The 21,506-nt window shown below is 60.2% G+C and carries 16 protein-coding genes; 6 read left to right on the forward strand and 10 right to left on the reverse strand.

Translation table 11 applies throughout. The annotated features are described in order from the left end of the window. The first annotated feature begins 362 nt into the window (after positions 1-362). Positions 363-794 carry an REP-associated tyrosine transposase gene (locus tag E4656_RS02355; protein WP_135480826.1) on the forward strand — a complete coding sequence of 144 codons (432 nt, stop codon included), beginning with the start codon at positions 363-365 and terminating at the stop codon, positions 792-794. A 128-nt stretch (positions 795-922) separates the two neighbouring features. On the opposite strand, the gene folE is transcribed toward E4656_RS02355, so the two are convergent. Together folE and bcp are read right to left on the reverse strand one after the other, a co-directional pair. After that, positions 923-1,501 (reverse strand): GTP cyclohydrolase I FolE, encoded by a 579-nt coding sequence (gene folE, locus E4656_RS02360; RefSeq protein WP_135480828.1) that lies wholly within the window; start codon positions 1,499-1,501, stop codon positions 923-925. 235 nt (positions 1,502-1,736) lie between these two features. Next, a complete protein-coding gene (gene bcp, locus E4656_RS02365; RefSeq protein WP_135480830.1) occupies positions 1,737-2,210 on the reverse strand; it encodes a thioredoxin-dependent thiol peroxidase in 474 nt (157 codons plus the stop codon). A 341-nt stretch (positions 2,211-2,551) separates the two neighbouring features. Between bcp and E4656_RS02370 the strand changes: the two genes are divergently transcribed. The 4 genes from E4656_RS02370 (at position 2,552) to E4656_RS02385 (ending at position 10,041) form a co-directional block, all read left to right on the forward strand. After that, the gene (locus E4656_RS02370) at positions 2,552-4,012 is read left to right on the forward strand and encodes a Wadjet anti-phage system protein JetA family protein (protein WP_135480832.1); all 1,461 of its coding nucleotides are present in this window, start codon (positions 2,552-2,554) and stop codon (positions 4,010-4,012) included. Continuing rightward, a complete protein-coding gene (locus tag E4656_RS02375) occupies positions 4,012-4,755 on the forward strand; it encodes a DUF4194 domain-containing protein (RefSeq protein WP_135480834.1) in 744 nt (247 codons plus the stop codon). The genes E4656_RS02370 and E4656_RS02375 overlap by 1 nt, the downstream gene beginning before the upstream one ends. A 3-nt stretch (positions 4,756-4,758) precedes the next feature. Beyond that, the gene (locus tag E4656_RS02380) at positions 4,759-8,415 is read left to right on the forward strand and encodes an ATP-binding protein (RefSeq protein WP_135480836.1); all 3,657 of its coding nucleotides are present in this window, start codon (positions 4,759-4,761) and stop codon (positions 8,413-8,415) included. Between the two features lie 261 nt (positions 8,416-8,676). Next, a complete protein-coding gene (locus E4656_RS02385) occupies positions 8,677-10,041 on the forward strand; it encodes a phosphohexomutase domain-containing protein (protein ID WP_135480838.1) in 1,365 nt (454 codons plus the stop codon). A 359-nt stretch (positions 10,042-10,400) separates the two neighbouring features. Here E4656_RS02385 and E4656_RS02390 read toward each other — a convergent pair whose 3' ends face one another. From E4656_RS02390 to E4656_RS02405, 4 genes are all read right to left on the reverse strand, one after another. Next, complete coding sequence (locus E4656_RS02390; RefSeq protein WP_135480839.1) at positions 10,401-11,411, reverse strand: Rpn family recombination-promoting nuclease/putative transposase; 1,011 nt, start codon at positions 11,409-11,411, stop codon at positions 10,401-10,403. An 833-nt stretch (positions 11,412-12,244) separates the two neighbouring features. Beyond that, on the reverse strand, positions 12,245-13,441 hold the full coding sequence (locus E4656_RS02395; RefSeq protein WP_135480841.1) for a glycosyltransferase: 1,197 nt from the start codon (positions 13,439-13,441) through the stop codon (positions 12,245-12,247). A gap of 24 nt (positions 13,442-13,465) precedes the next feature. Next, on the reverse strand, positions 13,466-15,046 hold the full coding sequence (locus E4656_RS20335; protein WP_205849075.1) for a FecR family protein: 1,581 nt from the start codon (positions 15,044-15,046) through the stop codon (positions 13,466-13,468). Positions 15,047-15,124: 78 nt separating this feature from the next. After that, a complete protein-coding gene (locus E4656_RS02405) occupies positions 15,125-16,453 on the reverse strand; it encodes a porin family protein (RefSeq protein WP_167855896.1) in 1,329 nt (442 codons plus the stop codon). 240 nt (positions 16,454-16,693) lie between these two features. Here E4656_RS02405 and E4656_RS02410 point away from each other — a divergent pair, with 240 nt between their 5' ends. Next, on the forward strand, positions 16,694-17,176 hold the full coding sequence (locus E4656_RS02410; protein ID WP_135480846.1) for a cyclic nucleotide-binding domain-containing protein: 483 nt from the start codon (positions 16,694-16,696) through the stop codon (positions 17,174-17,176). Position 17,177: 1 nt separating this feature from the next. Here the strand turns inward: E4656_RS02410 and E4656_RS02415 are convergent, their stop codons facing one another. The 4 genes from E4656_RS02415 to yfbR all read right to left on the reverse strand — a co-directional run bounded on the left by E4656_RS02415 (position 17,178) and on the right by yfbR (position 21,500). Beyond that, positions 17,178-18,068, reverse strand: a complete 891-nt coding sequence (locus E4656_RS02415) for a hypothetical protein (protein ID WP_135480848.1) — start codon at positions 18,066-18,068, stop codon at positions 17,178-17,180. Positions 18,069-18,426: 358 nt separating this feature from the next. Next, the gene (locus E4656_RS02420) at positions 18,427-19,131 is read right to left on the reverse strand and encodes a sensor histidine kinase (protein WP_135480849.1); all 705 of its coding nucleotides are present in this window, start codon (positions 19,129-19,131) and stop codon (positions 18,427-18,429) included. Between the two features lies 1 nt (position 19,132). Beyond that, complete coding sequence (locus E4656_RS02425; RefSeq protein WP_135480851.1) at positions 19,133-20,797, reverse strand: response regulator; 1,665 nt, start codon at positions 20,795-20,797, stop codon at positions 19,133-19,135. A gap of 85 nt (positions 20,798-20,882) precedes the next feature. Continuing rightward, the gene (gene yfbR, locus E4656_RS02430; protein ID WP_135480852.1) at positions 20,883-21,500 is read right to left on the reverse strand and encodes a 5'-deoxynucleotidase; all 618 of its coding nucleotides are present in this window, start codon (positions 21,498-21,500) and stop codon (positions 20,883-20,885) included. Between the last annotated feature and the right edge of the window lie 6 nt (positions 21,501-21,506).

Here is a 21,506-nt window from a genome sequence, read left to right on the forward strand (position 1 = left end):
CGTAGGAGCTCGCCCAACCACCACATGCCGTAGGAGCTCGCCCCGCGAGCGATGATCAGCCAGAGGCTTATCGGCCAGGGGCTGGCCTCCTACGGCCTTGCGGGAATACCGTAGGAGCTCGCCCAACCACCACATGCCGTAGGAGCTCGCCCCGCGAGCGATGATCAGCCAGAGGCTTATCGGCCAGAGGCTGGCCTCCTACAGCCACCATACCGTGGGAGCTCGCCCAACCACCACATGCCGTAGGAGCTCGCCCCGCGAGCGATATCAAGCAAAAATGTGACTGAACTGCACTCAGGGTTATTTTTTCCTCCCCCTGATTGCCACACCCTTGGTGGTAAACCCGCAACTCGCCGCCCAAAATGCCCCACAGCAACCGACTAAGGCAATACAGAACTTCACTGCACGGCCACTTCTACCATGTGGTGACCTCCACGCGTAACCGAGAGCCGGTGTTCAGCAATCTGGCAGCGGCCCGCCAATGCATACAAACAATGCAGGACGAAGATCAGTCCGGCTCAACCAGAACCTACGCCTACTGTCTGATGCCCGACCATCTTCATTGGTTGTTTCAGTTGCAGGGAGAGTCGTTGTCCAAGGTGGTGCGTCGAGTGAAAGCCAAGACGTCTTTGAAGGTAGGACAACCCCTGTGGCAGTCGGGTTACTACGACCATGTCATACGGGCGGAGGAATCGATGATTGAGATAGCGCGTTACATCATTGCCAACCCCAAACGAGCAGGTTTGACTCGCAGTGTCAGAGATTTCTCCCACTGGGACTGTATCTGGATCTGAAGCAGCCTCCTACGGCCACCTCACCATACCGTAGGAGCTCGCCCCGCGAGCGATCAATCGGCCAGAGGCTTATCGGCCAGGGGCTGGCCTCCTACGGCCTGGTTTGGGGGCTGGTCTCCCACCGGCTTTCAGCCTCGATCAAAAAAACCGCTGCTGCCGCGGGCGAGGTTCAGGAACTCCGCGCGGGTGGCCTGGTTTTCCCGGAAGCTGCCCAGCATCACCGAGGTCATCATGCTGCTGTTCTGCTTCTGCACACCGCGCATCATCATGCACATGTGCTTGGCTTCCATGATCACCCCCACGCCTGTGGCCTGGGTGACTTCCTCCACGGCCAGGGCGACCTGACGGGTCAGGCTTTCCTGGATCTGCAGGCGACGGGCGAACATGTCCACGATGCGCGCGAACTTGGACAGCCCCAGAACCCGACCGGTAGGCAGGTAGGCAATATGAGCCTTGCCGATAAAGGGCAGCATGTGGTGCTCGCACAGGGAATAGAACTCGATGTTCTGCACCACCACCATCTCGTCATTGTCTGACTCGAAAACGGCCCCGTTGACGATGGTCTGCAAATCCTGCTGATAGCCCTCGGTCAGAAACTGCATCGCCTTGGCGGCGCGATCGGGTGTTCCCACCAGTCCACCACGTTCCGGGTCCTCACCCAGACCGCGCAGAATAGCCTCGTAATGCTCACTCAGGGGCTTTGTCATTTTTTGGGTCTCTGTCAGATTCCGTAGTGAAGGACGCAAGTCCCGATAATGTAGCGAGGGACGCAATAAAAGGCACCATACCCTGTAGTGAGGGACGCAAGTCCCGACAGGGGCCGACAGGCCCCTTTTATCATTTGGCGGCTGACGCCGCCATCGGCACTCGCGTGCCTCGCTACATTGCTATTTTCAGGACTCGCGTGCCTCGCTACAAATCGGGACTCGCGTCCCTCCATCCCTACAGGGCGTCGATGGCGGCCAGCACATCTTCGTGGTGTGTTTTTGTTTTTACTTTGCCCATCACGTGTCGGATCACACCTTGCTCATCAATAATATAGGTGACCCGGTGCACGCCGTCATATTCCCGCCCCATGAACTTCTTCAGACCCCAGACGCCATAGGCGTTGCAGAGGGTGAGGTCTTCGTCGCTGAGCAGATCGAAGTTGAGGTTTTCCTTGTCGATGAACTTGACCAGGCGCTTGGGTGCATCCGGGCTGACGCCGAGCACCACTGTGTTGCGCTGGTCGAAATCGGCTTTGGTATCACGAATGCTGCAGGCCTGGGTGGTGCAGCCCGGGGTCATGGCCTTGGGGTAGAAGTACAGCACGACCTTCTTGCCTTTCAGGTCGCTCAGCGACACCTTGTGCTCGTTCTGATTGAGAGCAGAGAAGTCCGGGGCCGGGGTGCCCGGTTCCAGCAGTTGTGTTCCCATTCTTGATCTCCTTCTGAGGCCTGTGTTCTGTAATGGCGCCTATTGTAGGCGTTGAATTCGGATGACGCACGTGTGGCGGTGTTGTAGCGAGGGACGCAAGTCCCGACAAACATGGCACAGCACCATACCCTGTAGCGAGGCACGCAAGTGCCGATGGCGGCGCACGCCGCCCCTTTCATGTTCATGGGGTCTGCCGGCCCAATCGGCACTTGCGTGCCTCGCTACATGTCCCTCGCTACATTATCCAATACGCAAAAGCTGCTGCGGAGGTTCAGTTCTGTTCAGAGCCCCTCGAGCCTGTGATAACATTGCCGGCTCGCTGAAGGAGTGCCCTTACCACCATGTTTTTTGACCACCACAGTCAGTTTTTCCGCCCCCTGGTGAGCAAGTACCGCGCGCAGGTGGTGGAGTGCCTGACGGCGCTGTATCAGCGGCTGTACGGGGCCGAGGCGGATTACGGCCAGGCGGTGACCCGGCAGCAGGTGATCGAGACTTTTCAGGAGGCCCTGGTGCGGGCGCCGGAGATGACCGACAGCCCGCAGGAAGACAGCGCCGAAGCCGACGCCGAGCGCAGCCGTTTTCGGGACACGCGCGAGCAGGCTGGCTGGTTGCTGAACCAGATGCTGGATGCCGGCTGGCTGGACCGCCAGGTAGACGACGCCACCCTGGAAGTGACGCTGAGCTTCACCCGTACCGGCCGCCGCTTCACCGAGGCCTTTGTGGATGACGAGCGCAAGGCCGGCAGCACCCACCGCTCGCGCCACCGCAATACGCGCAATGTGCGCAATGCGCTGGGCAGCTTTCTCAACCATGGCGAAGTCTATGACCTGCTGGATGCCTGGGACTATTCCGAGCGCATTCTGGCCGACTTCACCGATGTGATCGAAGAGCTGAACGAGCGCCGCCGTGCCCTGGTGCGCGAGATGGAAGGCGCCTTCAATGTCGACCGCGCCAGTGCCGAGTTCTTCGATTTCATGGAGCAGCGCTTCCAGCCGGATATTGCCATCCGCCTGTCGGCCGACAGTGTGGAAAAATACCGCGAGCAGATCAGCGATGTGATCGGCCGTATCCGCCGTCAGCCCAAGGCTTTCAAGGGCGACGCCGAACAGCGTCTGCGGGAACTGCTGCCGGACCAGGTCGAGCCCGGGCAGTCCCTGCTGTGGAGCTTTCTGGACGGCATCGACCGCCGGGTGCGCAATGCCGCCGAGGTCATGCTGCCGGCGCTGCGCCGCTCCCTGCAGCACTTCACCAAGCGGGCGGACATCATCATCCGGCAGATGAACTACCTGTCGAGCCGCAAGCATGCGGATGTGGCGGCCGTGGCGCGCCGGTTGTCCGGGCACCCGCAGGCCGAGCAGAGCCGCCGCCTGGAGCTGGCCGCCGGCGCCATGGCCGGGCTCAGCATGAGCCTGCCCGACCCGGAGCAGATTCGCCTGCATGAACGCCGGGTGGCGGAAGTCACCGACTACAGCCTGATGGATGACTTTGCCGATGACATGGAATCGCGCAAGGCGGTGCATATTGACCAGGCCGAGGCGCAGGCGTTCTATATCAGCCAGCAGAAGCTGCAGCAGTATATTGCCGACCGCCTGGCCGACCACCAGGAGCTGTCTTCGGCCGAGCTGCCGATTGAGACAGCTGAAGACTTCATGGCCGTGGCGCATCTGATCAGCGCCGGCCAACTGGAAGAGTGGACGGTGGAACCCACCGGCCGCGTGCTCAGTGATACCTATTTCAGTCAGCGCGACGAATTTGTGTTGTCCCGCCGCCGCGCTGATACCGCTTTAGCAGGAGACGTTTGATGTTGCACGAGCTTGAGCAGCAACTGGCCGACAAGGACCTGACGCTGGCCGAATTTTCCGAACTCTGTGTGCGCCTGCTGGACTACAGCGTGCTCAGCCGCGAAGACAGCCAGGTGGAACAACAACTGTACGACCGCTTTGTGCGCTGCGAGAACCTGGTGGCGGACTACCTCTCGGTGCTGCACATCCGCTTTCTGCATGACCGCCAGTTCCAGTTTGTGCGCGTCTACCCGCCCGGGGCCGAAGTGCCGGGGCTGGACAGCCAGCCGGATGTGGCCATCGGCGCCCCGCTGCGCCAGCGCCTGAGCCAGCAGGAGGTGGCCGTGGTGCTGGTGCTGCGCACCCTCTATGACCAGGGCGTGCGCGAAGCGCGGGTGGACGAACAGGGCGCCGTCAGCACCACGGTGGAGGATGTCGGCATCTCGCTGCGCAACCTGCTGGGCCGCAGCCTGCCCGAAAATCTGACCGAACGCCGCGCTCTGTGGCGGCGCCTGCGCCAGTGGCGGCTGGTGCGCTTCGCCGACAGCGAAGGCACGGACGGCAAGGGCGAAGACAGCGCCGCCGACCGCCTGCTGCAGATCCGCCCCAGCATTGTCAGCCTGGTCAGTGATCATGTGCTGCAGCAACTGGAGCAGCCCGACAGCCCGCCGGCTGCAACAGCTACGGACCCTGATACAGACACCGACACCGATGCCAGCACCGATACCAGTTCCGATACACAGGCCGCGACGGAGACGCACTGACGCATGTTTCTGAAAAAATTCATCTTCATCAACTGGGGCAATGTACCGCCCCAGGAATTCGAGTTCGGCCCCATCAACCTGTTCAGCGGTGGCAACGGCAGTGGCAAGACCACCGCCGCCGATGCCATCCAGACCATCATGACCGCCGCCCACGATACCCTGTTCCAGTTCAACCCGGGGCAGGAGGAAGCCACCCAGCGCGGCCGGGGCAAGCAGGTGCGTACCCTGGCGTCCTATGTGCTGGGCTGTGACGATGGCAGCTATGCGCGTCTGGAGCCCTCGGTGGGCTATCTGGCGGCGGTGTTTCATCCCACCGAAGGGGAGGGCGGCGAGCCTTTCACCGCCGTGATCGGCCTTTCGGCCCGTATTGACCGTAACGGCAATCAGCAGACTGCCCGCCTGCATGATCAGCAGTACTGGATTGTGCCCGGCCATACCCTGGCACTGAAGGACTTCCTGCAGGCCGGCAAGGGCGACAGTGCGGAAGAGATCATCCCGCTCAAGGCGCTGGCCAAGCAGTTCCAGAAGAACCTGGGCCACAACATTGCCGAGAAGTACGACACCAAGAAACAGTACCTGCGGCGCCTCTATGCCGCCCTGCGCGGGCGTGACGATGCCGTCTCCGAGCGCGAGGCACTGAACGCCGCGCGGGCTTTCTCGCGCTTCATGGCCTACAAGCCAGTGCGCAGCATTCATGACTTTGTGGCCGGCGAGATTCTGGAACCGCGGGACCTGGGCGAAGCCATCCGCAGCGTGTCCGATCTGATGAAGACCATCCACGCGATGGAAGGCGAAGCCAAGCGCCTGCAGGGCGGCATTCAGCGGCTGCGTCATGGCCAGACCCTGGCCGATGGCTATGTGCAGCAGTGGATCGAACGCCATGTGATCGCCTATACCCTGGCTCAGGCGCGTTATCAGCGTGATCAGCAGTCCTATCTCACCGCCAAGCAGGCCCAGACCGACCTGCGCGACCAACTGGATGAACGCACCCGCAGCCGTGAACTGGCCGAATCACAGCGCCAGCAGGTGCGCCAGGACCAGGTGCGGCTGGAAGCCAAGCGCATGGGTATCCATGAACTGAAGGACAAGGCCGAACTGGACCGCCAGCACGGGCTGGCCAGCGAACAGCTGCAGCAGCAGACCCAGACTCTGCTCACCACGGACCAGACCCGGGTGCGGCTGGAACAGGCCCTGCAGATGATCAGCGACCGCTGGACCGACGCCGAAGCTCTGCTGGTGGAAGATGATACCGATGCCCGTCGCCTGCATCAGGCCGTGGACGAACTGCCGGATGCCCGCGAGGCGCTGAGCGGCCTGGGTGATGAACTCGGCCGCCTGCTGAACCGGGACTGGGTCGATCTGGAAGCCATGGAAAACAGCGTGCAGCAGACGCTGGCACTGGAGAACCGCGTCAACCAGTGGGTGCGCCACTGGCAGGAACCGGGCCGCTATGTGCCCGAGCTGAGCCTGCGCGACTGGCTGGCCCGCGTGCTGGACCGCCGGCAGCAGAAAGCCCAGCAACTGGACCGCCAGATCAGCCAGCAACAGCAGGAAGTGCAGGCGCTGGCGCAGTCTCAGGTGTCCTACCCGGCCTTTGTGCGCAATGCGCTGGCGGCCATTGCCGAAGCCTTCCCCGAGTCCGACCCGCAGGTGCTGTGCGAACATGTCACGGTGGCCGAGCCGGAGTGGCAGAACGCCATCGAGGCCTATATGGGCATGACCCGCTTCGGCATCATCGTGGCACCGGAGTACGAGGCCGATGCGGCTCGCCTGGTGCGGCGTCTGCCCGGTGCGGATTCGCGGGCCAGAGTCATTCAGGGCGCGCGTGCGCGCGAAGATGCCGAGCGCCAGTCGCTCAAGAGCAGCTCCATTGCGCAGGTGCTTAAGTTCAGCCATGCCACCGCCGAGGCCTATGTGAAAGCCAGCTTCGGTGCCGTGGAGCGGGTGGACTCGGTAGACGAACTGCGCCGCACGCGCCGGGGCGTCTGCCTCGAGGGCGTCGGCAGCGGCGGCTATGCGCTGTTCCGCTGTGAGCTGAACGAGTCCGACCTGGTATTCGGCCAGGGCGCCCGCGAACGGGCAGCGACGGCGCGGCAGGCCGCATTGCAGGAGCAGAGGCAGTTGCTGGTGCAGCAGGAGCAGGCCTGCCAGACCCTGAGCCAGCTGTATCAGGCGGTCGACAGCCTGGCCAGTCTGCAGGTGACCGAGCCCTACCAGGCGCTGCTGCAGGCGCAGCGTACACTGCAGGAGGCCGAGCGGGCACTGGCCGATCTGGATATCGAGCAGTACCGCTCACTGGACGAAGAATACGAACGGCTGAAGGACAAGGCGACCGAGCTGGACAACCAGATCCGTCAACTGGACGCCGAACTGGGCCGCATCGAGGAACAGCTGACGCAGTGCGACGAGCTGTGCCAGCGCCTCAGCGATGCGCAGGAGAAAACCCAGGCCGCCGTGGAAGACCACGAAAACCGGCTGGAAGACCTGACCCATATCTGGCCCGAGTTCAATCTGGACGAACGGCTGAGCATGGCCGACGAGGAAGCGCGCGACGCCGACCCGGATGCGCTGGAACAGCGTCATGCCAGCGGCCTGAACGATCTGAACCGGCTGGCGCACGACCTCGAGCAGACGGTGCTGGAACACAATCAGCACAGCCAGCCGGGCGATGCCATGGTGTTCGCCGCCGACTTCGGTGATGCCCACAGCCTGGACTTCTTCAGCCAGATTGCCGGCCTGTCACACGAGATCGGCCGCATCCATAACCGTCTGAAGAACAACGTGCTGGTGGAAAAAACCGAACAGCTCGGGCGCCTGCGCGACAGCTTCAATGACACCTTTGTGACCAACCTCTGCCACGCCATCTACCATGCCATCAATGACGGCAAGCGGGTGCTGGAAGAGCTGAACCAGGAACTGGCGCATCACCGTTTCGGCGCCGACCGCGAACGCTACTGGTTCGACTGGGCCTGGGTGCCGGAATTCCAGGAATACTGGCACTTCTTCGAGGAAGTCACTCGGGCGCCGGGGCTGGGCGAGAAGCAGACCCTGTTCACGCTCGAGCTCAGTGCGCGCTCGGCCAGGGTGCGCGACCGCATTCTGTCCATGCTGCTGGATGAAGACGAACAGAAAGCCATGCGCGAGCTGGAGCGCATCTCGGACTACCGCAACTACCGCAGCTACGAGATCTACAAGCAGCCCGACGGCAAGGAACCCATTGCCCTGAGCCAGTACGGCACCGGTTCGGGCGGGCAGCTGGAAACCCCGGCCTACATCATCCGCTCGGCGGCGATCACCAGCGCCTTCCATTTCAACGAGGGCGATACCCACCTGCGCATGGTGTTGGTGGACGAAGCCTTCTCCAAGATGGACGAAGCGCGCTCACGCGAGGTGATCCAGTACCTGACCGAGAGCCTGGGCCTGCAGTTGCTGTTCATCATGCCAACCAGCAAGTCCGGGCCCTTCATGGACCTGATCTCGAACCAGTTCGTGTTCTCCAAGATCCCGCTTGGCAACGGCCAGCGTATCGGCGAACTGAACTCGCGCGTGCTCGTCGACCGCCAGGCCTGCAACCAGGAGCAGATACAGGCCCTGTGGGCCAACCACCGGCGCATCATCCGCCACCAGGCCGAACTCGACTTCATGGACGCCTTCGCCTGAGTCCGCAACTAGGAACGTGTAGCAAAGGACGTGTAGCGAGGGACGCAAGTCCCGACAAAAGAGGCACTCAAACCTGTAGCGAGGGACGCAAGTCCCGATGGGCCCGTAGGCCCCTTCACAACGGACGGCTGGCGCCGTCATCGCGACTCGCGTCGCTCGCTACAAATAAGGCGCAGGCTCCCTCCGGGGCTGAAAGAAAATTACACTTGAGCTAGACTCTGTACCTACCAAGCGTATCGCTTCACTGCCGAGGAGGGCACCATGACCACACTGACCTGTTTCAAGGCCTACGACATTCGCGGCAAGCTGGGTACCGAGCTCAATGAAGAGATTGTATACCGCATCGGCCGGGCCTATGCGCAGTTCCTGCAGCCGGCGAAAGTCTGTGTGGGCGGTGACGTGCGCGAAACCTCGGAAGAGCTCAAGCAGGCCCTGGCCAGAGGCCTGATGGATTCCGGTGTGGATGTGGTCGATCTGGGCCTGATCGGTACCGAGGAGATCTATTTCGCCACCAAGTTCCACAACCTCGACGGCGGCATCATGATCACCGCCAGCCACAACCCCATCGACTACAACGGCCTGAAAATGGTTCGTGAGCAGAGCCGGCCGATCAGCAACGACACCGGCCTGCAGGATATCCGCAAGCTGGCCGAACAGGCCGAGTTCCCGCAGCCTGTGGCGCAGGGTGTGATGACCCAGATGGACAACTCCCCGGCCTATATCGACCATCTGCTGAGCTATCTGGATACCGAAGACCTGCAGCCGATGAAGCTGGTGGTCAATGCCGGCAACGGTGCGGCCTGCGATACCGTCAACCGCATCGAGACCGCGATGCAGGAGCGGGGCATCCCCATCGAGTTTGTGAAAATGCACAACACGCCGGATGGCACCTTCCCCAATGGTATTCCCAACCCCATTCTGTCCGAACAGCAGCCGGTGACCGGCAATGCCGTGCGCGAGCACAAGGCGGACATGGGCATAGCCTGGGATGGCGACTTTGACCGCTGCTTTCTGTGGGATCACACCGGCCGCTTTATCGAAGGCTATTATGTGGTCGGCCTGCTGGCCGAGGCCTTCCTGGTCAAGAACCCGGGGTCGCGCATCATTCACGACCCGCGCCTGATCTGGAACACGCAGGATGTCTGCGCTCAGCATGATGGCACGGCCATCCAGTCGCGCACCGGCCATGCCTATATCAAGGAAGTGATGTACAACGAGGATGCGGTCTACGGCGGAGAGATGAGTGCTCACCACTATTTCCGTGATTTCGCCTACTGCGACAGCGGCATGATCCCCTGGTTGCTGGTGTGTGATCTGCTGTCGAAGAAGAAGCAGAGCCTGTCCGAACTGGTCAGCGAGCGCATGACCCGCTTCCCGTCACCGGGCGAGATCAACAGCAAGGTGGATGATGCCGATGTTGCCATTCAGCGCGTGTTCGACACCTTCCGGGCCGAGGCCATCAGCATTGACGAAACCGATGGAGTATCGCTGGAATTCCCGCAGTGGCGCTTCAATCTGCGCAAATCCAACACCGAACCCGTGGTGCGCCTGAACCTCGAAACCCGCGGCGACGAAGCCCTGATGAAAGAAAAAACAGACGCCATCCTGCAAGTGCTGCGCGGCTGACGCCGCCCCCTGTAGTGAGGGACGCGAGTCCCGATGAGGCCGCCAGGCCCCTTCCCCTGTAGCGAGGGACGCGAGTCCCGATGAGGCCGCCAGGCCCCTTCCCCTGTAGCGAGGGACGCGAGTCCCGACTCATCGCGACTCGCGTCGCTCGCTACAAATGAGGCACAACACGGCCCGAGGTACCTGTAGTGAGGGACGCAAGTCCCGATAGGGCCGCCAGGCCCCTTAAATATGGGGCGGCTAACGCCGCCATCGCGACTCGCGTCGCTCGCTACAAATGAGGCACAACACCGCCCGAGGTACCTGTAGTGAGGCCGGTCCGACGTTTCGGCGCAAGCCTCGACAGGGCCCAGCACAATTCACCGCAAGGCATCTGTCAGGTTGTCGGCCTCCAGAGCCTGGTCAACCCAACGCTCAAGCGTGCTTTCGTCAGCTTCTTTCAAGCGCGCAAGCGTGCTGTCATCCAGCTCGCCAAACCGACGAGTCAGCAACCGCTGCAGCAGCTTTTGTTCTCCTTCCAGTCGACCCTCCAGTCGGCCCTCCAAGCGACCCTCCAGTCGACCCTCCAGTCGGCCTTCGTTGAGCCCCTGTTGCTTCCACTCTTCCGTCCAGCGTTTAACCCTTTCTTCAAGCATGTTCCTGACCTCATCCAGGTCATTCATTTCTTTCAATTGTACGCCCGGCAATCGCGCTGGCAACAATACGTGCTGCATCCAGGTAGCAAAGGCCTGCTTCACCTCCCGCTGTTCCGGGTGGCTGACCCACTCCACGAGCGAATTCAGAACACCTCTGATATCAGATGCGGTGCGGCTGTGTTCAAGACCGAACAGTGCTGAAACCAGATTTCGGGTTTCCGGCAAAGGCGCTTCCCTGAAGTCGCTTTCATCAATCAGCAAGTAGCTCAGTTGTGGGATATATGGCTCGAGCTCTGGCGGTGCTTGACTGACGAGACTCTCCATATTGCGACTGGCACGCCATCTGCGCTCGCCGTTGTACAGCACAATGGGCAATACCGGTGGCAGTGATTGCTCAACGGATACAGCCCCGCTGCGGATCAACTTTTGATAAAGCAGACTGATGTAAGTCATCATCCGCAGCGCCATCCAGCGGTCTGGAGAAGACTGGAACTCCAACAGCAAATAGATGTACAGCCATTGATCTGATCGACCCAGCCAACGGACCCTCCAGATACAGTCACTGCGTTTTTCTGCCAGGTCGTGCGTAATGAAATCCGCTTTCACCGGTTCGAGCGACTGAAAGTCGAGGCTGCTGACCCAGGCCTGATCGACATACCCGCGCAGCAGGTCTGCGACCATTTCCGGTTGGCTGAACAGCAGGCGGTAGCTGTGATCGTGGCGGTTCCCTGCCATGGAGTCTTCCTGTATCAGACGGACGCCTGGTGAGGATACAGATAAAGGGCAGGGCTGAAACTGCCCCTGGGTTTAGAAATGAAGTAGCGGGGGTGGTCCGGCGTTTCGGCGCGAATCCCGAAAATTTCAGGCACCTTCCCTGTAGCGAGGGACGCAAGTCCCGATAGGGCCGCCAGGCCCCTCAACAAGGGCGGCTAACGCCGCCATCGCGACTCGCGTCGCTCGCTACAAATGAGGCACAACTCGGCCCGAGGTACCTGTAGCGAGGGACGCAAGTCCCGATAGGGCCGCCAGGCCCCTCAACAAGGGCGGCTAACGCCGCCATCGCGACTCGCGTCGCTCGCTACAAATGAGGCACAACTCGGCCCGAGGTACCTGTAGCGAGGGACGCAAGTCCCGATAGGGCCGCCAGGCCCCTCAACAAGGGCGGCTAACGCCGCCATCGCGACTCGCGTCGCTCGCTACAAATGAGGCACAACACCGCCCGAGGTACCTGTAGTGAGGGACGCAAGTCCCGATAGGGCCGCCAGGCCCCTCAACAAGGGCGGCTGGCGCCGCCATCGCGACTCGCGTCGCTCGCTACAAATGAGGCACAACTCGGCCCGAGGTACCTGTAGCGAGGGACGCAAGTCCCGATGGGGCCGCTAGGCCCCCTTAAATATGGGGCGGCTAACGCCGCCATCGCGACTCGCGTCGCTCGCTACAAATGAGGCACAACACGGCCCGAGGTACCTGTAGCGAGGGACGCAAGTCCCGATAGGGCCGCCAGGCCCCTTAAATATGGGGCGGCTAACGCCGCCATCGCGACTCGCGTCGCTCGCTACAAATGGCGCTCAGCCTTCCTTCTCAATCACATCCACCATCTGGCTGACGATGGTCTCGCGGTCGGGCCAGGCGCGCAGGCGTTCCTGCAGATGGGTGGCGGCCTTGCGGTAGCGGTCTTCCCAGTAGAGGTTGTCGATGGCCTGTTGCAGGCGTTCGGGTGGCCAGCGGGGGTCGATCAGTGCGCCGGCGCCGTGGTGCTCTATGCGTTTGGCCTGCATCAGATGCAGTTCCAGTGGCGGCATCATCAGCAGGGGTTTGCCGGCCCACATCATCTGCGCGACAAAGGCATTGCTGGCGTAGTTCAGGCCGAGGTCACATTCGAGCGAGCCGATGGCCAGGTCAAGTGGCTTGTCGCTGATGTGCAGGCGTTCGGTCTGCCAGCGGCGGCGCTGTTCAGCAGTGGCGCCGCCGCCGATGTAGAACACGGCTCGCACATTCAGTCGGCCCAGGGTGGTCAGCACTTCATTGACGCCCGGGTAGGAGGCCTGCAGGTAGCCGAGAATGCGCGGCCCGGTGCCTTTGGGCCAGCCGGGCCAGTGGCCATTGCCGCGCCCGAGCGGGAAACCGAAAAAGCGCTCGTCATTCGGGCGCTCGTTGTAATCGTCCAGCTCAGGAATGGTGCGCAGCAGCCGGGTCTGGCCACGCAACAGGGCCGATAGTTGTTCGAAGGGGGCGGCTCCGTGACGGGCGGCTACGGCATTGACGGAATCCAGCACGCAGCGTTCGGCCTCGCGCAGGCGCACCCGGGGCGGAGAGGGCATCCACCAGCGGAAAGCCGGCATGGGGCGGGTATCCGGCGGGTTGTGAAAACCGACACCCAGCGGAAAGGCGGGCAGCCCGGCAATGTGGCTGGCCAGCAGGGCAGTGGGCGCATGGTCGGCGACCACCCGGTCCGCCCCGGTTTCACGATACAGCTCCAGCCAGCGGCCGATCATGCGGCCCAGCAGATCGGTATTCTCATAGCCTCGATACTTCAGCATGCCACCGAAATTCAGCATGGGGGTGTCCATGACAGGCAGCTCAGACTGATCGGGCAACGGAGTCTGATATACCGGCCAGGGCAGGTTGGCCAGATCGTCCGGGCGCTCTTTCAGGCAGAGCGCCACTCGATGCCCGCGATCCGTCAGTTGACGGGCGAGTTCCAGCAACTGGTTGATATGGCCTCGGTTGAGGCCGAGTTCCCAGGCCAGTAATACATTAGCCATGAAGCTGCAAAGGCCTCTGATCAATCAAGGTACAGTGAGAGTCTCATCAGCCAATAATCCGGCTCCAATCAGCTCGTCTATGGTGTTGCCGTCGAGCAACTGCTCCATGGTAAATGAGAACAGCACGCCATCTGCTGTTTCACCGACAAACTGGCCATTGAAAGTTCCTTCCAATGCGCCGCTCGGCCCTTCGATGACCTGCCAATCCCCAGTGAAATCCATTTCCAACAGAAACAGAGAGTCGACTGATTGCATACCTGTATCAACAGAGTAGAAGGTCGATTCAAGGGTATCGTGGAAGCTCATGCTTAAGGCCGCCTCGATACTGGCAAAGTCGACTTCCAAGACCAATCCGTCTCCCATGTAAAAGAAGCTGTCGCCGCTTTGCAGGCTGAAAAAGTCATTAGGCCCAGCCAGTGAGCTATAAGTAATCCGCCCCAGAGAAGACATTTGGGTGACTGATGTCAGGTCATCAGAGAACCAATAGCGAAAATTGGGATCTGTGCCATCGCTATCTGGGAATGTGATTTCTTCACCATCCAGTATGTACGTCGCTTCTCTTGGGTTATTAGGGCCGCTACCTCCCCATTCCCCCCAATATACATTTGCATCGCCAGCCCAAGTAACCGCGTCACCATACTCTTTCCCATCGCTGACTGATGTACCGTCTCCAAACTGTGCTTCAATTATGTATTTCCCATCCTCGTTCAGAGTCAGGACACTGGAACCTTCTAGCTGACGGATCATGCCCCCGAAATAGGCTGAATCGAATTCCTTCCCGTAGCCCTCAAAGCCTCTATAGCTGAATATCCCAACCATCGTCCGAGTTATATTGATATCGGATTCATCCACCGACACCGTAGAACTTGCTGACACCGGATCAACCGACTGGCTGACCAGATCGGGCGCGTCGTCTTCATCCCCATCCTCGTCGTCATCCGGCTCATCAAGCCCGATTTCTTCGATATCATTGTCTTCGTCTTCATCATCATCGCCGTTTTCACCGCCTTCATTGCCATCCAGAATGCCGGCGGGTGGGCGGGGCACTGACGTGGGCAGGGTGTTCTGGTCGACCACGTTGAAGAACTGGCCGCTGTCGAAGTCCTGAGTACCGGCCAGGTTGCTGACGGTAATACCGCCGTCATTGATGCGGCCATAGAGGCCGCCGGCGCCACCGGCATCCACGCAGGCGGCATCACAGTATTGCAGGGCATAGTCGGTGCCGCGAATGCCGATGCTGGCGGGGGCGGTTTCCATGCGGTATTCGTCATCCGGGTTCTGGCCGACAAGGCCGGTGGCGGTGCGCAGGGCGCCGCGGGAGAACTCGAGCACGGCGCTGCCGCCTTCCTCTTCGGTGGGTTCGGCGTAGTTCTCGACCAGCAGTTCGGAGTTGGGCCGCAGGTCGACCAGGCCGTCATCGACAAAGCGGATCTGGGCGCGGCCGTTCTCACCGGTCACCAGGGTGTCACCGATATAGATCTCACTGCGTCGCTGCAGGGCGAGCTCGCCTTCATCCGGGCGTATGGCAATGACTTCGCCGACGGCGGATACCACGCGGCCCACCAGTTCATCGGCGGCAGCGGCTGTGGGCAGGGCAATCAGCAACCAGCAGACAAGCAGCCAGTGGCGCAGTGTTTTCAGGGTATTGGAGGTGGTCTGGGTGATCATCTGTGGCACCTCGGGTTAAAAGCGGTAGCGGGTTTGCAGCTCAGCCACAAACCGGTCATAGGAGTAGGGATCGATGTTGCTGCTGTTGTGCCGGTATTCCATGCGCGGCGTTACCTGCAGCGCAGCCAGTGGTTGCCAGTCGGCAGACAGTGCGACCTGACTGAAATGATCGCGGCGCCGGTCGTTGCCGAACACTATTTGCTGACCACTGTACTGGCTCAGCCGATACTGGCCACGCGTGGACAGCCGCCAGTCCGGTGCCAACTGGACCTGGGCCAGCAGGTTGAACCCGGTCTGAAAGCGCTGGGTGTTGTTCTTTGCCTGAGCCGAATCTTCACGGGCTATCACAGGCCCGGCGAAAGCAGAGACATTGGTCGTGGGGGTCAGCGGCAACTGCGGCCACATGCGAACCTCCCCCACGGAGACAATCATCAGATGGGCATTGCTGTCGTCGTTGTCGTCGTGGTCCAGCAGGGCATAATCGAAGCCGTATGTGGCCAGACGGGTCTCGGACAGGACCTCCTGGGTATTCAGGGAGGCGCCATACAGGGTCTGAAAGCCATCTCCATCAATAAAGAAGCGTTGTGTCCGCAAGGAGAGCGTGCGCGCCAGCGGACCATCGCGCCAGCGAGCTCCGGCTCTGACGCCGACCCGTAGGGTATTGAAGTCGGACTCGTCGAGGTGCAAACGGGCTTCGCCATCGGCCACGGCAAAAGCGGTCCATTGATCGTTGAGCGGGCGCTCCACCCGAGTATCACCAAAGATGCGGGTAAAGACGTCGTCCCTGGGCTTTGATTCGTCCGGTACGGGAGAAGTGCCGGTCAGGCCGAGGAAGTTGATACTGATTTCATCGGCCGAGGTGCCGCTGTTCACGTTGGTGTCGTAGCCCAGACTGGACCCGATCGAGCCACTGAACCGGAATTCCTGCTCTTCAGCGCGCTGATCAATGCGCTGCAGGTAGCGGTCGATGGTGGCGACCACGGTCGGCGGTGGGTCCTGGTTTCGGGCCCGCTCAAAATGATGGCGGGCGCGCTCGTCATCATCGGTCAGGTAATAGCCCCGGGCCAGCTCCAGTCGAGCCCGGGTGTGGCCGGGTCGCTGCATGATGACCCGTTCCAGCGCGAACAGGCCTTCGCTGAAATTGCCGGTTTCGAGTGCGGCCAGGCCATAGGGGAAGTCGAAGCTGACTTCGCCTTCCAGCTCGAAGCGGTGCTCTTGTGCGAGAGCCCAGGCTTCGTCGTACTGCTGCTGGCGTACCAGTTGGTCGAGGTCGCCGGTAACCGCTGTGGCGAAGTGGCTCAGCCCGACCACAAGGCCGACTGTGAGTATTATTCTTTGTAACATCAACATCGTTCTGCGGCCCCTTCCTGGGCTTACTGCCTGGTGATATGACTGTTTTTTGAACACGATTCAGTCTAGAACAATTATTCACCAACGACCTTACAGATCACTTACAAACAGCCTAATAGCAACAAAAAATTACAATATATGTAGCGTTTAGTGCAAGTGGATGTCCCGGGTCGGGCGTTGGACTCCAGGTTCTGCTAGGCTGGAGACATCTGTTCATTATTCCGAGAAGTTGATATGCAGGTCATTGAACATCTTAGCCGTGAACAACAGCACGAGATCCTTTCCAAGGTGGGGTTTTTCCGGCGCTTTTCTGATGACGAGAAGAAAATCATGCTGATGCATGGGCCTGAGCTGCTGGCGTTCAAGGAGGGCGAGTGGGTCATTCGCGAAGGGGATGACGAGGACAACTCACTCTATGTGGTGCTCAATGGCATGCTGAGTGTGTGGCACGGCGAAGACATGGTGGCAGACATCGGCCGGGGGCATTGCTTTGGCGAGGTGGCTTTCTTGCGCCCCATGCCGCGCACGGGCTCGGTGCGCTGCGAGTCCAAGAGTGTCATCTTCCGATTGAAGCGCGATCACATGAACCGGCTGCCGGTTACCGCCCGCGAGAAGATCAAGGACAACCTGATTGCCATCCTGCTCAATCGGGTGACGCAGAGCGTGCAGGCTGGCCGCCCGGCAGAAGTGCCGGACGGCGAGGATTTGTGGCAGTAGTCTAGTAGTCGCCGGAGAAATAGAGGTTGCCAGAGCAGGTACTGATGCCGCTCGAGCCCTCTCTCTGTTCCTCAATGGAGCCTTCGACATTGAAGCTGGTTCTGGAGCTGTTCAGGCCACCGCTGACGTCAGTGGTGCCTGTTATGACCGTGCCGGAACCGTCCAGCATGCGAATCTCGCGACCTGTCATCTGGGAATCGTCTATACGGAAATATGGGGTCCATTCCCAGTTATTATCGCCATAGTTTATGAAAAAGCCTTCGCCGACCGCACGGTAAGTGGTCTGGCTTGTCTGATCCATCGCACAGTCCGGATTGGATGAGGTCAGTCGCATGGTTGCATACCAGGTCTTGTCCCAGGGCGAGTCCCCGAATTCAGCCAGCGCTTTGGTTTCGATCAGCAGGTCATACTGGGCGGAGGTCTGCCCGTTGAAGTTTTCCGGAAATATTTCAATGCGGATGTCCTCGTCGTCGGTCAGCAGATTCCGCGAGAGGATGTGCCCCTTTCTGAATTCATCCGGCAACAGGGTCAGGGTGAAGGCTTCCTGATAGTCGGGCGACCCCTCGGTGCCTTCGTTGACTTCCACGACCACTTTCAGAGTGCTGTCGCTTTCCGGGTTGTCGAAGCTGACATCGACCAGATAGAAGGTGTATTTGCCTTCTGGTGCGTCGAGATAGTAGATGTCGTCTTCTTCGCCGAAGGCATGATACACCCGCCCGATTTCGAGTTGTTCATTGCTGGTTGGGTCTGTGGAGGTACCGAGCGTGTCCGTCGCATCGGGCAGGCTTTCGGCCTCCAGGTTACCCGAGCTGCTGCTCGATGAGTTGTTGCAGCCCGTCAGGGCCAGCAGGGAGATGGCCACGGGGGCCAGTACACGGAAATGAGTACGCATAGTTGTCTCCTTGTCCAATCACGCGTTGCGCAATGGCAAAGCGCTTTCTTGTCCGTAGTAAAGACAGGACTACTGGCCTTTCCGGGCCCTCTGTCTGGGTGGTCAGCCGTATTGACTGTTACAGCTTGTTGCAGAACTGCCGTGCCTGCGGGTGCCATGGAAGCACAGCCGGTCTTACAAATGGCTTACAGCTGATTTGCAGATGGAGGATTGGGGGAGGGAGGTGAGCTCAGGTGTAGGCTGTGAGCTTGCTCACGCATGCGTGGCCGAGGGCCACAGCCTACAGGTTTTGCGTGGCCGAGGGCCACAGCCTACAGCAAACCCTCGCTACGGGGTGTAGCGAGGGGCGCGGTGGGGATCAGGGGAGCCAGAGGGTGAAGCGGGCGCCGCCTTCGGGTTTGTTGACCAGCTCGATGCGGCCGTCCTTGCCGGTTTCCGGGTTGTGGTGCAGGTGCGCTATGCCGCTGGCGAAGTAGATGCCCAGGCCGGAGCTGCTGGTTTTCATGCGCAGGCTGGCTTCGGGGTCCATGCAGTTGATCAGGGCATCCGGGTAGCCGTCGCCGTTGTCGTCAATGGTGATGCGCAGTTCGTTGTCGATGACCTGTGAGGTCAAGCCAATCCAGTCCCGGGTATAGCGGATGGCGTTGGTCATGATATTGGCCAGCACGTGATCCACCAGGTTGGAGTCCATCACCCAGGTTTCGTCTTCGTCCTCGCATTTGATCTCGACGCGAATCTTCTGATGTTCCAGGGTACTGGCATAGCGCATGGCGGCGTCTTCGAGGACATCAAGCACCAGCACTTCATCCAGGGTGGGATGCAGCAGCTTGTTGTCGATCCGGTAGACCCCCAGCATATGGCTGAGGCCGACATTGATGCGGCTGCTCTCCATCTGGATGCGGCTGAGCTTGTCGGCCAGTTCCGGGTTGGTGTCCCGCAGATCAAGCGTGACCTCTTCGATCTGGGTGCTGATCATGCCAAGAGAATTCTTGACGTCATGCACGGTAGAGGCCAATACATCCTTCATATCAATGCCTTCGAGGGCTGACTTGAAGTCCGACATCTCAGATTTCCTCCTTTAGCATCAGCAGGCGCTGCAGCAGTGCCTGGAAACGACCATATTGATAGTGACTGGATGGCAGGTGTTTCAGGCGTTTCAGATAGAGTTCCATGCTGAACACATACTCCGATTTGGGTTCGGCCTGATACAACTTGAAATAGGACTGCACCATGTTGAGGATCAGCCCCGGGTGCCGCGGGGAGAATTCCAGGGCTCGCGAGAAGGCTTTCAGCGCGGCTTCATAGTCGCCATCACGGTAGGCGTCGTTGCCGGCCTTGTTGAATTCGGCCGCACGCAGGCGTGATTCTTCCGATACCGGCTCGCTCTGCACCATCATCAGCTTCTGCTGGAAGGTTTCGTCCTTGGCGTACACTTTGCGCAGGGCGTCGACCCATTGGTCGCCCTGCTGCTGCTTGTCAAAACGGTAGAGCCCGGTGGCGATGTCGGTAGCCAGTGTCTGCGGCACTGATTCGATATGCTGCATGGCCTGGTTGTAGACCTTGTCCAGTTCCTCGTCGCGCGAGGAACTCAGGCCCTGATAGTCCAGTGCATCTGACTGCAGCAGCCGACTTTTCATCTGCACGGACATGTCGTCGGGGAAGCGCACCATCATGCGCTGCGCCACTTCCATGGCCTGGCGGGAGGCCTTGCGATGCTGGCGCTCGGTACCCATGCGAGCACTCAGGTTGAGGGACTCGATCAGGTTGATGTAGTTGGCCGGCTGGTCATGGCGTGTGTTGACGGCCAGGGCCAGGGCCTCGCGGTAGGCCTTGGTGGCCTGCATATGGTCCTGCTGGCGGCGACTGAGCTCGGCCAGCATGCGCTGGCGCTCCAGCTTGCGCGGTGAAATGCGTACCGCCTGCTGCAGGGTCTGCTGCGCCAGATCATACTGTTTGTGGCTCAGATAGCATTTGGCCAGGCTGTCGTAGGCGGGAATATTGTTGGGGTTGGTGCTGATAACTTCTCGCAGCAGGGTGATGGCCGGGTCAATCTGCTTGTTCAGCATCTGGATGCGGGCCTTGTAGAACAGTGCCCAGTCCTGCTGGCGCTTGTTCAGCACCTCGTCCAGGTGCTTGTCGGCGCGCTCCAGGTCACCCATGTCGATCAGGGTGCTGATCATCACCTTGCGCGCCCAGCCGCGGTGCCGCGGTTTGTTGAGAATGGTCTCTTCACAGGCCTTGATGATGGCTTCATTGTCATCGGAATCCATGGCCTTGAGCAGGTCTTCCAGCTCGTAGCGACGCTTGACGAGCTTTTCCACGCGCAGTTTGAAGGCATCGTAGGCGAAGGGCTTGGCCAGATAGTCGTCCGGCTCGTTCTCTACGGCACCCATCACCATGTCGCGCGAGGTTTCAGCGGTGATGATGATCCATTGGGTCAGGCGCGTGGCATTACCGGAATTGCGCAGCTCTTCCAGCATCTGCTGGCCGTCCTGGCCGTCGCCCAGGTTGTAGTCACAGACAACGAGATCGAATTTCTGTTCCTGCAGCAGTTTCTTGGCCTGACCAGCATGGGCGGCTTCAAAGTAATTGGTAACGCCCATCTGTACCAGCATGCTGCGCACCTGCTTGCGGGCGCTGGGAAAGTCGTCCACCACCAGAAAGCTCATCTGGCTGAGCTGTTTATGGGCACCCGCGTTGGAGTTGGGTGATAGTAGTTGTTGAGTCAATGCAAGATTCCCGTAAGTCGAATACAACGCCTGCTTGACGTTCAGTTTACAGGGTCAGTGTAGTGGTTCCGAGTGCCCTGTGCTGTTATTTTTTTAAACCGATCTCCTGATCATGCGAGTTCAGCATGTCATCAAGAGTCAGCGTATAGGATTCCACAAAACGGCTCATGAAGAAATCCACTTCCGGTGCACCGGTGTTGCGAATGCGTCTTTCAATCTGTTCATGGGCGCTGCTGAATTCCCTGTTGCCGGCCCGCAGCTCGGATTCACACTTCAGGTAGGCGCTGATCATGTCGGCATACTTTACAATGCGCTGCTGGTCTTCAGGTATGCTTTCATGCAACAGCAGGCCGGAGAAGTCGGGCTGCAGTGATTCCGGCAGCATACCCAGAATTTCGCGTTCGGCTTCGTCTTCTATGGCCTTGTAGGCCTTGGTAATGGTGGGCGAGTGGTATTTGATCGGGGTCGGCATGTCACCGGTGATGACTTCGCTGACATCGTGGTAGAGCCCGAGCACGGCGATGCGTTCGGCATTCAGGTTGCCGCCAAAGTGCCGGTTGCTGATCAGCGCCAGTACATGGGCAATGGTGGCCACCTGCCAGCTGTGCTCCATGACATTTTCTTCCACGACGTTGCGCTTCAGACCCCAGCGTTTGATCCAGCGCAAGCGGCTGAGATAGGCAAAAAAGTGACTCAGTTTCATGACGTG

Source organism: Natronospirillum operosum (assembly GCF_004768465.1).
GTDB lineage: Bacteria > Pseudomonadota > Gammaproteobacteria > Pseudomonadales > Natronospirillaceae > Natronospirillum > Natronospirillum operosum.

Coding starts and splice junctions, on each gene's coding strand:
- folE (WP_135480828.1), bottom strand. CDS start 1,501: ATGACAAAGCCCCTGAGTGAGCATTACGAGGCTATTCTGCGCGGTCTG.
- E4656_RS02410 (WP_135480846.1), top strand. CDS start 16,694: ATGCAGGTCATTGAACATCTTAGCCGTGAACAACAGCACGAGATCCTT.
- yfbR (WP_135480852.1), bottom strand. CDS start 21,500: ATGAAACTGAGTCACTTTTTTGCCTATCTCAGCCGCTTGCGCTGGATC.
- E4656_RS02390 (WP_135480839.1), bottom strand. CDS start 11,411: ATGGCAGGGAACCGCCACGATCACAGCTACCGCCTGCTGTTCAGCCAA.
- E4656_RS02415 (WP_135480848.1), bottom strand. CDS start 18,068: ATGCGTACTCATTTCCGTGTACTGGCCCCCGTGGCCATCTCCCTGCTG.
- E4656_RS02355 (WP_135480826.1), top strand. CDS start 363: ATGCCCCACAGCAACCGACTAAGGCAATACAGAACTTCACTGCACGGC.
- E4656_RS02405 (WP_167855896.1), bottom strand. CDS start 16,453: ATGTTACAAAGAATAATACTCACAGTCGGCCTTGTGGTCGGGCTGAGC.
- E4656_RS02375 (WP_135480834.1), top strand. CDS start 4,012: ATGTTGCACGAGCTTGAGCAGCAACTGGCCGACAAGGACCTGACGCTG.
- E4656_RS02380 (WP_135480836.1), top strand. CDS start 4,759: ATGTTTCTGAAAAAATTCATCTTCATCAACTGGGGCAATGTACCGCCC.
- E4656_RS02395 (WP_135480841.1), bottom strand. CDS start 13,441: ATGGCTAATGTATTACTGGCCTGGGAACTCGGCCTCAACCGAGGCCAT.
- bcp (WP_135480830.1), bottom strand. CDS start 2,210: ATGGGAACACAACTGCTGGAACCGGGCACCCCGGCCCCGGACTTCTCT.
- E4656_RS02420 (WP_135480849.1), bottom strand. CDS start 19,131: ATGTCGGACTTCAAGTCAGCCCTCGAAGGCATTGATATGAAGGATGTA.
- E4656_RS02385 (WP_135480838.1), top strand. CDS start 8,677: ATGACCACACTGACCTGTTTCAAGGCCTACGACATTCGCGGCAAGCTG.
- E4656_RS02370 (WP_135480832.1), top strand. CDS start 2,552: ATGTTTTTTGACCACCACAGTCAGTTTTTCCGCCCCCTGGTGAGCAAG.